Source organism: Nostoc sp. (assembly GCF_035638895.1).
Lineage (GTDB): Bacteria > Cyanobacteriota > Cyanobacteriia > Cyanobacteriales > Nostocaceae > Nostoc.
In genome coordinates, this window is record NZ_DASQZC010000638.1 from 1 (window position 1) to 13672 (window position 13672).

The following is a 13672-nucleotide window of genomic DNA, read 5'->3' on the forward strand; positions in this document are numbered from 1 at the left end:
AGCAACGGGGCAGAAAATATGTTCTACACTATCGATTTGGCTGATTGAGGAGCAAACAGCACCAGCATCTGAGTTTTGAGCATTAGCTTTTACTAAGTATAAATCGAGATTATTCAAACCGCGATCGCGGAAATTTTCGCCTACGTCATATTGCTGGTTTTTATTTTTATCGTTGAGTTCTACCAATCGATCCCAACTCAGAGTAACAGCAACAAAACTCCCCTGTTTTAACGGTTTTGCTAATATATAGTCAACAGACGTTCCAGCATTGACTGTGCGATAATCCCAACCAATGGCAGGTACAGTTGTTGATGGCTGCCATTGACCACTACTAAGTTGCTGATAAGCGCGAAATACATTTAAATGACCCGCTCCCATTTGGGCATCCAAGGGAATTTTTGAATCTTTATAAGCATCAGAATCCAGCCAGCTTTGATTTTTTTTATCAATTAGTGTCCGGCTCATTCCCAACAGCGAGCCATCACCGCTATCTTGGATTTTGTCTGCTGAATTCAGCAATACAGCTTTCATTACTTGATGATGGCGAGCATCAATGCTCCAGTGTGGTTGTTTTGTCCGTATCTGTCTATCAGCAAATTCTTGCAACAGAGCAACACTAGCCGTAACTTGAGGCGCTGCAAAACTAGTACCTGTAACCTTGTTCACTTTGCCATCTGGATTGAGCAAAGGAATATTATTTCCAGGAGCAACTAAACCGATAGCACGACGGTCATCAAGATTAAATTCCTTTCCAGCTAGCCTTCCGCTCACTCCTTGATTAGCACCCGCCAGATTAGCCACATCTACTTTGTTAAAAACTCCTCCTCGGCGAGATGAAAAAGCCACATTTATTCCGTTAAAATTATCTGTAGGAATAGGAATACCGCCCTTACCTTGATTGCCTGCGATCGCATACAAAACATCATGAACGCGAGTAGACCAGTCAACACATAAAGTTAGTAAAGCATTGCCGTCTAAAGTAGCCTCTGGTCTAGGATCGCGGGTCAGAGGTTCACCAAAGCTAAAGTTAATCGCCCGGACATCGCCACCATTTTGTAAGGCTAGGTGCTGGGCTGATAAGCACTCTTCTGGCTGACCCATATTTTTAGTAGAACCCACCGCAGACGAATACAGTCGTGCTCCTGGAGCAACTCCCGGCAAAGCTTTGTCTTGACTCACCATCATCCCAGCAACATTGTAAGCGTGGGGGTCAACACCACTATTTGATTTAGCTGGGCCATTGCGTAAGAACACCGCAGCTAAAGAAATGGCGCGATTTTTAGACACCGCCTTATCCCACCCAAACATTCCAGGCCGACCAATTTCCACTTGACCAATAGCAATCTTGCGACCGATTAAATTATAAGGAGCTTGGTGTAGCCTCAGAGCGTCAATGCCATTAGTTCCTAGAGCAAATTCTAAAGCTGAAGCAATTACAGGCGCACTCAGACAAGAAGCACTTAATCCCCAAATTATCCAGGTTAGTTTTTTAGCCATTAGCCATTAGCCATTAGTCATTCAATTTTAGATTTTAAATTTTGGATTTGGGATTGAAGGAAAAATCCCAAATCCAAAATGAAATGAGCAGAGTTAGGAGTTATTATTCTCCCTACTCCCAAAAAATCCGGGATCAAAATTATGAGTCTTGCTCAATGTTTTGTTACAATGCTTACAGACGAGGACGCTTAAAAACCCACTAGCCATGACCCAAAACCTATCTCAAAAACCCATTGTCATTTCTCCATCTATCCTATCAGCCGATTTTAGTCGTCTGGGTGATGAAATTCGCGCCGTAGACGCGGCTGGAGCCGATTGGATTCATGTTGATGTCATGGACGGTCGTTTTGTACCTAATATTACGATAGGCCCTCTGATTGTGGAGGCGATTCGTCCGGTTACGACCAAGACACTGGATGTCCACTTAATGATTGTGGAGCCAGAAAAGTATGTAGAAGGATTTGCTAAAGCAGGTGCCGATATTATCTCTGTACACTGCGAGCATAATGCTTCTCCCCACCTGCACCGCACCTTGGGGCAAATTAAAGAGCTTGGTAAGAAAGCTGGAGTTGTACTTAATCCTGGTAGCCCTCTAGAGCTAATTGAACACGTTCTAGATTTGTGCGATTTAGTACTGATTATGAGCGTCAACCCTGGTTTTGGTGGTCAAAGCTTTATCCCTGGTGTATTACCCAAAATCCGCAAGCTGCGTCAAATGTGTGATGAACGCGGTCTTGACCCTTGGATTGAAGTGGATGGAGGACTCAAGGCAAATAATACCTGGCAAGTTTTAGAAGCGGGAGCTAATGCAATTGTCGCCGGTTCAGCTGTATTTAACGCTAAAGATTATGCTGAGGCTATTACATCGATTCGCAACAGCAAGCGTCCTACCCCAGAATTAGCCAAGGTTTAATTCATTTTTGGATTTACCATTCTCTACAAAAAGTAGGGTGGGCAAATTGCTCACCTTACTTTTATTTAGACATAAAAAACTGGAAGCTATTCAAGTTTTGAACTTCCAGTAGTTGCTATATAAATTGAAAATTTAGAAACCAGAGATAATCCAGGTTGGGAGGACTAGGATTACAATAGTCGAAAGAGAAGCGTAGAGACCTACTAGTTTTACCAACCACGACAACGATTTTTTACCGTAACTTTTCTGTTTCCGTTCCTATTATTGGTGTTAAGCGTTTGCTTTATTTAACTAAAGCAACACCAACCACAGGATAGAAAGTTTTATTAGCATTACTCCCATCGTCTGCAGTCGATGAAAGCTGTGTAAAATTTGGATTGGGGGAATCCACCTCCCCAAATTCTCTTTGCTGAGACTTCCTCAGAAAAAGAACCACCAGTAGCAACGGTTGTATCGTTGGTCTTGGTATAGGAGTTATTTACTCCATCAAATGCTGACTACTTTTGTAATAAGTTTGATTGATTTCATAGTCAGAACTAATCATTGATTTTATTTATTAAAATTAATCTGTTTGCCGTTAATCACCTCTATTTTGGTTTAAGTTGTAGTTGTTATTAGTTTACCAATATCCTTAGTATATATTTGCCATTTTGGCACATTTCTGCAAAAAAATAATCACTGCTATATAGAACCTACCATGCTAAAAATTTTAAATTAGCATAGTAGGCTCTCAGACACTCAATCAACTCTAGGGCAGAATCTGTGGATTCCAAATTGTTTTTAATTCACTCCACAGCGTTTCAAGGAAATATCTTGGCTGCCTTCTGGTTTTTGCTTTCCAACTACCTCAAGATAAGCAGGTCTTGAATCTTTCAGCATTTTTAGATTTTCACTTTGCTGTTGTTTTGTTCTATTGGTTTGAGAATTTTCTTTGAGCAAGCGATTGTAGGTACGGTACGGAATGTAATGGAGAGGATTATACCCAGCAAACCGTAGCATTAAAACACATGCCCAGGAGTACTTTCCAGCAATAATTGCTTCAACTACTTTGTCAAGTTGTTGAGCTTTGACTGTTGTATCTAAGTTACTACTAATACCAGCAATGTCTTGATTCATCATAGTGTTTAGTTATCTTGGATGAAGTAAGCTAGTTAAATTTCTGCGATTGTTAGTGTTTCAATTGAGGGTTACAAACTGCACTAACCTTTTGTAGGTGTTGAATCGCTTTCAGGTAATTATCAGCAATTTGGCAGTGTTGGATGTTGACGAAGGATAAAAATCTATCAATCAACAGACGCGTACATAATTTTCCTAAACTCTGATTGGCTCTCGTAGCTTTGAATGATAAAGATACAGGCTGAAACTTCTCTGCTGTTTAAGCTTTACCTTGGTGCTATTGAGCATTTTAGTAATTTTGGCTGATAACTCCCCTAGTAAACTAGTTTTGGCAAGAGCTAGCTCGTAGTAAGGATACAAATGATATAGATTCATTCCTGAACTGTCCCCTTGGCTTGAGGTTTCGACTGCATTTGACCTGATGATTTTTTTCATGAACTAACGTTTGATTAAAAACAATCAAGTTTTTAATCAAGTTTGTTAGCTGCTCAGTCCTAACTATCCAGATTCCCTCCGATTAATTGAGGAAACTGTACTTATAGCTTGTTAGTAAGTGAAAGGTAAAATTTTATCTTTTGTCTTCTCATCTAACTGGTAGGACAAAAGTCTCGGCGTAGCTCTTGGTAGATACAGTTTTGTCCTCTGAAACTTTCTCAACTCCTAGTTCAATAAACTTTCTCTGTTAAAACGCCTGTATTTCTTACTACTGCTTAATTAAGCATTTTCCGGCAAGTTTCCATATTTTTTTGAGTAGTGTGAAAAATTTATTTATCTTTGAGCTTTAACAATGCCATTCGTATTTATACTATTTTTTTTCGTTAATGTCATCTACTACTTTAGTAGATTTTAAGCTAAATTTACTGAATGTATTTAGATACGTACTTGCGTCTTGTGCAGCTTTTAATTTTGTCCTCCTTTGCTAATTCATGAGGGGTGTGACCCCCCATACAATCTCAATTTAAACCATTTATTATTGTCGAGTCGCTAGAAAATATTACCACTAACTACGATGTAAAACAACTTCTAAAAACAAGAAAGTTTAAATATTAAAAAACGTTCGTATCTATAACATTGGACATATTTTGTTAATAAGTCCAATTAGAAAATTATATTTCTTGTAAATCAAGAAATACAGCTTAAGCTTATCTAAATGAAATCATTGTAAACTGATCGTGAATTGTTTCATGATTATCAGTTAGTAATGATAAACAGTCTAGTTTAAAAAAATCCTGGTTAGTGGGAATAAAGATAGTTAATTCTAATTATATATAAACACTTGAAATCAAGCAAAACACCTATACCAAGATGCTTTTCATAAAAAATATTTAGCAGATTAAGTAGATAGTATATTAGAGGAATTAGTGAAGAGATAAAGTTAACTGATACATAAGGTTGTTAAATTTATTCAGCAGCACATTTTCTAGAAATCATATTTTTTTCAAAAAAAAGTAGTCTTATAGCGTGTGTTAATAGAGCGTAACGAACCCTATGTGGATTTCAAAAATAAAATTGGAATTCTATATGTGTCTTAATCTTTAAAAGTTTTATAAAATTGAGATTGCGGATGCTGTGCTAGTTAGGCTAAATACTAGTAAAAACTAGCAATTTTTCTGAATTCGCAAGCTCAACAAGAATACCTCGGTCTAAAACAAAGATATAGTCGGCATAGAGCAGCCTTGAATTCTCAATGCTTCAACTCTTACCATTACTGAAATTTTCCTTCGCTTCCGGAAACACTTGGAAAATATAGTCACAAGTTTAGACTCTGCTTTCTAAGATAAAGACCAATATGCTTGGGTTAAGGTTAAAACTCTTTGTCAAAGTCAATTTTTTTAACTAACCGCAGAGGCGCAGAGAAGCCAGTGCGTTGGGCGGGTTCCCCGACTTGTTCGCTCCTAGCGTTCCCGCAGGGTAGCAACTGGCGCGACACAGAGAGAATGAGAAAATGCTTAACCCAAGCGTATTGCGATAAAAGCTTGTTCTAGATTGGCTTTCACGTTGAGTTGACACGCATGATAGCTGTGCGCCTCTACGTTATTGCATCAAGACGAGAACCGCTTTGATGGTAAATTAATTAATAACTAAGTAAATGCCCCAAATTGCCATTGCTCGTAAGTAAGTGCTAGCGCGGAAAGTACCAGCTGCGGTGATAGCTTCAGGGGTGCGAAATTGCAGACCATTGTCATAAATTTGCTGCACCACAGCTTGCGTCAACTTAAACGCTTCATCTTTCATTCCCATTTGCACAAGAAAAGCTGCCAGTCCAAAGTTTATCCCTGTCCAGACTTCTAGGGGATGAGTAGCTTTGGGGTTTTCTGGTGAACCGTCAGGACGAACACCATTAGCAGCACCAAACTCACCATTGCAGAATTTCAAAAAGCACGCGTCATAAACAGTTTTTAGGGCAGAGAGAGCGCGATCGCTCGGTACAATATCTGGTAAGTCCAGTAGACGAGCATAAAATTGTCCGCACAATTGATCTGCCATCACCACATCGGAACCACTTTCACTATCAAGTTTGTAATATTGCCCATTCCAGAGTTTTTCTTGGTAAATAGGAAGAGATTGTTGTAACCAAGTTTCATAAGTGGACTTTTGAACCGCCAAGTCGGCAAGGTCGCCAAGGTTGTGAGTTAATAAGATATCGCTAATTGCGATCGCAGCCTCTAGTGCCGCTAACCATAACCCACCACAGTAGGCACTGACACCCTGTAACCGCCAATCATCAAAGGTTTGGTCAGGCGCACCAGAATTTTCGGGAATCCCATCGCCATCAATGTCAAAAGTTTTCAGGTAGTCGAGGGTTTGAACGATCGCATCCCAGCAATCTGCTAAGAATTCTACATCATCAGCACCCGTGAGCAGAAAATCACGGTATACTTGCAAAACAAAATCACTACCCAAATCTTTCCACAAATTGCAGTCTTGATAGCTGGTGTAGTTGGTTTTCTCCCAAACGTGTTCATTGGGTGCGCCTAAATCGTGGGGTGTTGCACCTGCAACTTTGCGAACTGCAATCGGGCTTTCTGCCTTAATTGTCATGTAATAGCCAATTATCCGGGGTGTATCATCACCTTGAGGAATCGCCCGTGCAAATGCCCTGATTACCGACTTTTCTAGTTCTGGAAACAGCATCAGCAGAGCAAAAGAGCCGTATAATCGCACATCAAGACTTTCATACCAACGGTAATCTAAGCACTCTAGCACCGCAAACTGACCGATAGGGTCAAGTTCTGATGCTGCACTCCAGAGAGTACCGCCGCTAGTGAGGTCATAAAGCTCATTAAATAGAGCCATTTTAAACCAGTTGGGTAAATCTTCGCGGTCGAGAATCGGTTTTTGCCAAGTTTGAATTTGCGATCGCCAAGTTTGATATTCTTGTAGGGCAGTAGATGCGATCGCCCAAGCGTTGTTTCCGCTTTTACCAAAAAAGTCTGTATATCTGCGATAATAGTTGACTCCGGCGGCAAATTCTGTGATCGGCAAATCCCAAGCGAGAACAAAGGGGATTTCGAGAGTTTCACCCGGTTGGAGAGTAAAACGGAGTGCGATTGCAGCCCCTAATTGTGCATTCTCTGTTGCTGTCGTATCTAGATAATTAGGCAAAGAACCATCTTTAGCAAAGCTTTGCCACACCTCATCGCCCGTACCATCAGGATTCCATCGGGTGTGGTGAAATACTTCCACTTGGGGATGCTTTAGCGTCCCAATACACCAAGTTCCGTCACCTTCTTGCAAAGCATCACTAACAAGCCGACCTAAAACACAACCAAACTGTTGTGTATTTTCAACTATTCGGTTATAGTTTCCTTGACTTTCGCCCCAGCGCGGTTGGTATTCGTAAACTGGACTACCATCATCGCGCACCCGCACTTCGGGAGATTTTAGAGCGTTTGTAAACCAGCCCACCATATTTTGCCAAGTGAGCATAATACTGAGAGTAATGGGTGTATCTGTGGGGTTGTGGGCATTCCAGAGGAATATTGCTACAGGGTAGCTAGTTTCTTGGTAATTGCCTGCCCAGACTGGGGAAAACTGTTCACAAGTCAACTGTGCTTGAAAAATATTTTCATACACAAACCAGCTACGTGGGTATAGCGCATGATAATTACCTGTTTCCTTTGTCGTGGGATTTGCCGGATACCATTGCCAAGCTTTGAGAATGCCATCATCGGGCGCTTGCGTAGATAAAGCGTAGGCTTGGGAAAATGTGCTATTGGACTCAAACACACTGAATTGACAAGCGGGAACGTTTTTGAAGGTATGTTCACCGCCATCGATGTGCCACAGATTAAAATCTCCCCGTGAAGAACGACCGATGCAACCTGCACCAAAGCCGCCCAAAGGCATACCATGCCAAGGGCCATCATCAATATTACTTGCGTAGCGGACGGTATAAGGTTTGTCCCAGCCTAAGCCGATGGGACGGCTCCAACTGCAAGAGGGAATTTTCACAGAGAGTTGATTTGTCATCGCTTAATGTTACATTGTGCAGTTACGTCAATGAAGACTAGCGCGATGTGTGATTTTTCTCAAGGGGCACAACGATGCAAGGACACGGCATTGCATTGGTGTCAACTTATTCGATACTCCGAATCAGTGGTGAGAGGATATCAAGTCTAGTTTTGTCGAAGGCTTAAAAAACAAGATGCTCTAAAGAAACAGGCGCACGGAGGTAAGCGAGTAAACTATATATTATGAATATTCCACCTTTACTTAACACAATTATTCGGCAACAGCCTTACCCGCTTTTATTTGCCATCATCAGTGGTTCCCACTTATATGGTTTCCCGTCACCTGATTCTGATTATGACTTGCGTGGTGTGCATATTTTACCAGTTAGAGAAGTGGTGGGATTAGAGACTGGGAATGAAACTATTGAAGTTTCAAAAGTTCGAGAATCTTTAGAAATTGATTTAGTAACTCATGATGTCAAAAAATTCTTTTTGATGCTACTTAAAAAAAATGGTTACGTATTAGAACAACTGTATTCACCTTTAATATTAACCACTTCACCCGAACATGAAGAATTAAAATTTATTGCTAAGAATTGCGTTACTCGTCACCATAGTTATCACTACCTTGGGTTTGCTGCAACACAATGGAAACTTTTTAATCAAGAACAGACCTATCGAATCAAGGCATTACTATATGTTTATCGGGTTCTATTAACGGGAATTCATCTAATGCAAACAGGGGTACTTGAAGCTAATTTAATTAGGCTGAATGAGGTGTTTAATTTACCATACATTCCTGATTTAATTGCCCAAAAGTTAGCAGGTACAGAAAAGTCTATTTTGTCAGATATTAATCTAGCTTTTCATCAAATAGAATATGAATGTCTGCGTAATAAATTGCAGGAGGTATATGAATGTAGCCCATTACCTGAAGTGCCTTCAGCGAATCCAGCTTTGCATAATTTGTTGGTACGTCTGAGAATGAGTAGTTATGAATTATGAGTTTTTATTTCTTGCTCACAATTTTTTTAAAGCACAACTTGGGTTATTTTTAATTCTGTGTTTGAATTGGTATTATGATTATAAACTCTGTGCCTTCATCTAATTCAGAGATTACTTCTATTTTACCTTTGTGTTTATCAATTATCTGGTAACAAACACTTAAACCTAATCCAGTACCTTTACCCACTGGCTTAGTTGTGAAAAAAGGGTCAAATAGTTTTTTTATAATTTCTGGTAAAATTCCAGAACCGTTATCTTTGATACCTACTTTAATATAAATATCATTTATCTTTAATGTATCTATAATAATGTGTTTATTCTTAGTTGAATCAGCTTTTTGGTCTAGCAGAGCATCTATAGCATTGCTCAAAATATTCATAAATACTTGGTTTAGTTGTGCTGGATAACACTCAACTAAAGGTAAATCTCCATACTTTTTAATTACTTCAATTTCTGGCTGAAGCCTGTGATTTAGAATTAACAGAGTATTATCAATTCCTTCATGAATATCCACCTCTTTCATCTCAGCTTCATCTAATCGAGAAAAGTTCCGCAAAGACAGTACAATTTCCCGGATGCGTTCAGCGCCCGTTTTCATAGAAGAAAGTAGGATTGGCAAATCTTTATTAATAAAATTTAAATCAATTTCTTCAATTTTTTCTTCTATTAACCATATAGGCTCTGGATACTCTTGCTGATATAAACTCACTAAACTAAATAAATCTTGAGTATAGTCACTGACACATTGAATATTACCATAAATAAAATTAACAGGATTATTAATTTCATGAGCTATACCTGCTACCATCTGCCCAAGAGAAGACATTTTTTCTGTTTGAATTAATTGCCCTTGAGCTTCTTTTAAGTCTTGCAGGGTTTTTTGAAGTTCTTGGGTTCGTTCTTCTACCCGTTGCTCTAAACATTGGCGAGCTAGTTCTAGTTCTTGGGTTCGTTCTTCTACCCGTTGCTCTAAACATTGGCGAGCTAGTTCTAATTCTTGGGTGTAATCTCCCACCCATTCCACTAATTGATTCAGGGAAGTAGCTAATGTTCCTACTTCATCCTTGCTTGTGACATTAGCTCTAAGTTGAAAATTTGATTCTTGAGTAATCTTTTTAGCAACATTAGTAACTATTTGTAAAGGACGCGCAATTAATCTACTGGTATATAGTGCTAGTATCGCTGCGATCGCAGTTGATAACAGCATACTTCCAATAATAACTTTGATCCGCAGTTTTTGGGCACTATCAAAACTAACATTTGCTTGTTTTTCTTGAATTTCAGCGTATCCTATAATCCTGATTAACTCATCTGAAAGTTTTTCAAATTCTACAGAAATATTAACTTGTTTTTTTAAAAAAAATAGTAACTCTTGCTGCTCAAATTTAGTTTCTTTGGGTGAAAATTGATTTTGTTCAATCTTTAGCCAAAAATCCTTTACTATTTTAGTATAGACTTTTGTGTGTTTTTTATAATTTTTCAATAAAATAAATAAATCTGTATTATCTATTTTTGAATTATGAGCATGACTATTTATAAATGTTTCTATTTCAGATAGCTGTCGATCAACTTGACTCATTTCATCTAGAAATTTGTTTTTTTCAAACTCTAGCCAAATAGAATTTTCTAAAACAGTAACTAACCTCTGTGGATGTAATCTGACTCTAGTTATTGTATTTTCTAAATCTTTTAACAGAGATTGTTGCTGATAAGATAAATTTAACTGCTGTTGAGCAAGTGTTTCATAGCGGTATGAAACTAACAAACCACTTGTTGTACCTATAAAAGTAATACTAACTGCCAGAGTATAGCCATAACTAATCTTTTTAGCGATATTCCAGCTATCACTTAAGTGAATAAGCGAGAGAAAAAATCCTTTTAAATATTTTTTCGTATCAGCTATCATTCATTTATCTACTATCTATTATAAAAAATTACCTTGTCCCATTTTTTGATAAACTTCACGAATCATATTATAATCAGCATCATTTGCCAGAATTATTTTGCCTCCTTTATACTTTTGGTTTGCTTTAGCAGTCAGCAAACTTTGCATTAGTTTATCTTGATGCTCAATCATGCGCGATCGCATATCTGCTATGAAATTAGATGCTAACTGGTTACTAGCAACAATTACATCACTAGGAAGTAATGGCCCTTTAAATATTACAGAAAAATCTTTTTCAAGTAAGCCTTCAGATTCCAGAATATTTTTGTATCTGTCAGATGCAATTGCCCAAGCATCTACCTCACCTCTTTTTAAAGCTTGTGCTCCCTTATCATCTAACATGACAATTTTGAAGTCAGTTTTTGGATCTAATCCAGCATCTATCAGTAGCTTTGTGGGAGCAAGATGACCAGAAGTTGAGCCAACTTTTCGCATGGCAATTGTTTTGCCTTTCAGTTGAGATAACAATTTAATTTTGCTATCTGCACGAACTACCATAATAGAATGGTAGTTGCTGCGCTCGATGGCAATTATTGGAATAGCTTTTGCCCTAGCATTCAAGATTAAGTATTCTGAAGGCCCCGCAAATACAATATCCACTTCCCTAGATAAAAGTGCTGGTGCTGCTGCTGTGGGATTTTCTACAGGAAAAAACTCAATTTTTACATCTAATATGTCTTCTAATGTGGTACGGAAAAGTCCATAATCTCGTTGTAAATTTTCCATGCCAGCAATATCCGTCACTGCAAATTTTAGATTTTTCGGTGCAGTTATTGCTTGTTGACCTGAGCTATTATTATTAGAATTTACTCCTGTTGTGCAACCAGCAGCAAACAGTAGCGAATACCAAAGCAAGTTTCGCCTTTTCATAAGTTTAAATGATATTACAAATGTAAAGCTTTTAACAATTATTTAGGAATTTACTTATGCAGTCTATTGTTTTTTTGTATTTGTGGCTTCTGTAAAATTACGGAAATAAATTTCATGAAGTTTAGAAATAATATCTATTAGAAAATATTTTTGTTGTTTTATTATTGCTTTTTAGACTTGTTTTACATAAAAAGGAGGAATTTAGCATCAAAAAATAGAGTTAGGAATTAAGAGTTTTGAATTCATTCACTTAAAACTCTTAACTCCTGACCTGTTTAAAACTTTAAATTCCAAGCGGCAAAAGCTAAAGTACCCCAACCTGCAAGAAAGGCTGCGCCGCCTACTGGTGCGATCGCTCCTAAAGATTTAATACCGGTTAAGCTAAGGGCGTACAAGCTTCCTGAGAAAATAGCAATGCCAATGATAAATAGCCATCCACTAGCTACGAGAGTGGGTTGAGGAAATTCGGTGCGACTAATTAATATCGCTACGAGAAAAAGTGCCAGAGCATGATACATTTGGTAACGAGCGCCAGTTTCAAAAATTTCTAGCGATCGCTCACTAATTTTTTCCCGCAAGGCATGGGAAGCAAAAGCACCAGCAGCAACTGATAAACCGCCTAAAATAGCAGCTACGCTTAAAAAAATCTGCGTCATTAGACCTAGCCGTAAGTTAATTATTAGTCATTGGTCATTAGTCATTAGTTAATAACAAAGGACAAATGACAATTAGACATCAAAATGATATGATACGGCCCCTTCTTCGTTCACCTTAAAGTTTGCATTGAAGTCTTTAGCTTTTTCATCTAAATATTGCCTAGCATGGGCTGCGGGTAATTGTGACTGCATGGCAAAGCCTAATACAGTTATGCGCCCATGATTTTCTTGTAGCATTTTATAAAAAATCGATTGCAGGCGATCGCTAACTTGTTGATTAAGCGCCTTTTTCTCCTGTCGGCTTTGACGGTATAATCCCAATGCTAACCATGTACCCAGTGTTAGGGTAGGAATGCCAAAAATTAGACGTTCTACCGTAGTATCATCAATTACAGGGATATTTGTTTCTGAGAACTCAATCGAACCATCCCAAGCTAAGGGTAGCGTGATTGATTTTTCCATAGTCGTTTTATTAAATACCTCTGCTGCTGATAGAGTTACAAACATAAATCCCATTGTCAGTAGCCAAGCTGCGGCAAATTTTTCAGCAGTTTTCATAGTTCCACTTCAGATTTACACTTTGCTAGCGATTTTAACCTGACTTTCGGAAAGGTTCCAATATATCAATCTACTCCTGACGATAGGTTTGTCAGCGCTTCTTCTATCTTCTTGAGTCTTTTATTTAATACCATCTAGGCGCTTACGGTTCCCCGACTGTTTATTTGTCACGGAGGAAAGCGATCGGATTAAATGTAAACAATAGAGGATAAATTTTGCCTGTATTACTTAAATAAGGGTGTGCGATCGCTATAATAATTGTTCCTGCTCCCAATCAGAGCGGTCGCTGTACTAGAATACTTACCAGTGTTAAGCCTACAGATTTTCAAATCGCAGCAGAGGTATAATATTTATCTTGCTGCGATTCTAAATTTAGTTGCGTGTAGCTTCAAGTAGGCGGGAAAAATAGAAACGAGTCTTCGTCATCGCTTTTCGTTGCAATGAAAAGCCATTACTTTCCAAAATTTTCACCACATCAGCCTCACGATGCAAATATGCACGAGTCGCTTTACTTGGTCCGGGAAAGAAACTGCCAATTTTCTTGAGTATACTCAGGGCGCAAGTCTTAGGTGCAAAACTGAGAATTATCCGCGACTGTGCCAAAGAACAGAGATGAGAAATCATCTCATCCGCTTTTTCTTGGGGGTAGTGGATGAGA

The 13672-nt window shown here is 38.6% G+C and carries 10 protein-coding genes; 2 read left to right on the top strand and 8 right to left on the bottom strand.

Annotated features, from left to right (window positions below; all coding sequences use genetic code 11):
- Positions 1 to 1497: S8 family serine peptidase (locus VE944_RS30660; RefSeq protein WP_324986494.1), on the bottom strand; the 1497-nt coding region annotated here is incomplete at its 3' end.
- Between the two features lie 205 nt (positions 1498 to 1702).
- On the opposite strand from VE944_RS30660, the gene rpe reads away from it, so the two are divergent.
- A complete protein-coding gene (gene rpe / locus VE944_RS30665) occupies positions 1703 to 2410 on the top strand; it encodes a ribulose-phosphate 3-epimerase (RefSeq protein WP_324986497.1) in 708 nt (235 codons plus the stop codon).
- Between the two features lie 780 nt (positions 2411 to 3190).
- Here rpe and VE944_RS30670 read toward each other — a convergent pair.
- Both VE944_RS30670 and VE944_RS30675 read right to left on the bottom strand, forming a co-directional pair.
- On the bottom strand, positions 3191 to 3526 hold the full coding sequence (locus VE944_RS30670; RefSeq protein ID WP_414690181.1) for a HetP family heterocyst commitment protein: 336 nt from the start codon (positions 3524 to 3526) through the stop codon (positions 3191 to 3193).
- Positions 3527 to 5596: 2070 nt separating this feature from the next.
- Positions 5597 to 7999, bottom strand: coding sequence for a GH116 family glycosyl hydrolase (locus tag VE944_RS30675; protein ID WP_324986503.1), 2403 nt, complete (start codon positions 7997 to 7999; stop codon positions 5597 to 5599).
- 224 nt (positions 8000 to 8223) lie between these two features.
- Here VE944_RS30675 and VE944_RS30680 point away from each other — a divergent pair, with 224 nt between their 5' ends.
- The gene (locus tag VE944_RS30680; protein WP_324986506.1) at positions 8224 to 8985 is read left to right on the top strand and encodes a nucleotidyltransferase domain-containing protein; all 762 of its coding nucleotides are present in this window, start codon (positions 8224 to 8226) and stop codon (positions 8983 to 8985) included.
- 49 nt (positions 8986 to 9034) lie between these two features.
- Here VE944_RS30680 and VE944_RS30685 read toward each other — a convergent pair whose 3' ends face one another.
- From VE944_RS30685 to VE944_RS30705, 5 genes are all read right to left on the bottom strand, one after another.
- Positions 9035 to 10891, bottom strand: coding sequence for a sensor histidine kinase (locus VE944_RS30685; protein ID WP_324986509.1), 1857 nt, complete (start codon positions 10889 to 10891; stop codon positions 9035 to 9037).
- Between the two features lie 18 nt (positions 10892 to 10909).
- Positions 10910 to 11800, bottom strand: coding sequence for a phosphate/phosphite/phosphonate ABC transporter substrate-binding protein (gene phnD, locus VE944_RS30690; RefSeq protein WP_324986512.1), 891 nt, complete (start codon positions 11798 to 11800; stop codon positions 10910 to 10912).
- A gap of 275 nt (positions 11801 to 12075) precedes the next feature.
- Positions 12076 to 12456: a DUF423 domain-containing protein gene (locus VE944_RS30695; protein ID WP_324986515.1), complete on the bottom strand. Its 381-nt coding sequence runs from the start codon at positions 12454 to 12456 to the stop codon at positions 12076 to 12078.
- Positions 12457 to 12528: 72 nt separating this feature from the next.
- Positions 12529 to 13014, bottom strand: coding sequence for a hypothetical protein (locus tag VE944_RS30700; protein ID WP_324986517.1), 486 nt, complete (start codon positions 13012 to 13014; stop codon positions 12529 to 12531).
- 372 nt (positions 13015 to 13386) lie between these two features.
- A partial coding sequence (locus VE944_RS30705) for a class I SAM-dependent methyltransferase (protein WP_475483637.1) occupies positions 13387 to 13672 on the bottom strand: 286 nt, incomplete at its 5' end.

Bases quoted from the DNA above. Each gene is read 5' to 3' on its own strand.
- VE944_RS30685 (WP_324986509.1), bottom strand. From the start codon at position 10,891: ATGATAGCTGATACGAAAAAATATTTAAAAGGATTTTTTCTCTCGCTT.
- VE944_RS30695 (WP_324986515.1), bottom strand. From the start codon at position 12,456: ATGACGCAGATTTTTTTAAGCGTAGCTGCTATTTTAGGCGGTTTATCA.
- phnD (WP_324986512.1), bottom strand. From the start codon at position 11,800: ATGAAAAGGCGAAACTTGCTTTGGTATTCGCTACTGTTTGCTGCTGGT.
- VE944_RS30700 (WP_324986517.1), bottom strand. From the start codon at position 13,014: ATGAAAACTGCTGAAAAATTTGCCGCAGCTTGGCTACTGACAATGGGA.
- rpe (WP_324986497.1), top strand. From the start codon at position 1,703: ATGACCCAAAACCTATCTCAAAAACCCATTGTCATTTCTCCATCTATC.
- VE944_RS30670 (WP_414690181.1), bottom strand. From the start codon at position 3,526: ATGAATCAAGACATTGCTGGTATTAGTAGTAACTTAGATACAACAGTC.
- VE944_RS30680 (WP_324986506.1), top strand. From the start codon at position 8,224: ATGAATATTCCACCTTTACTTAACACAATTATTCGGCAACAGCCTTAC.
- VE944_RS30675 (WP_324986503.1), bottom strand. From the start codon at position 7,999: ATGACAAATCAACTCTCTGTGAAAATTCCCTCTTGCAGTTGGAGCCGT.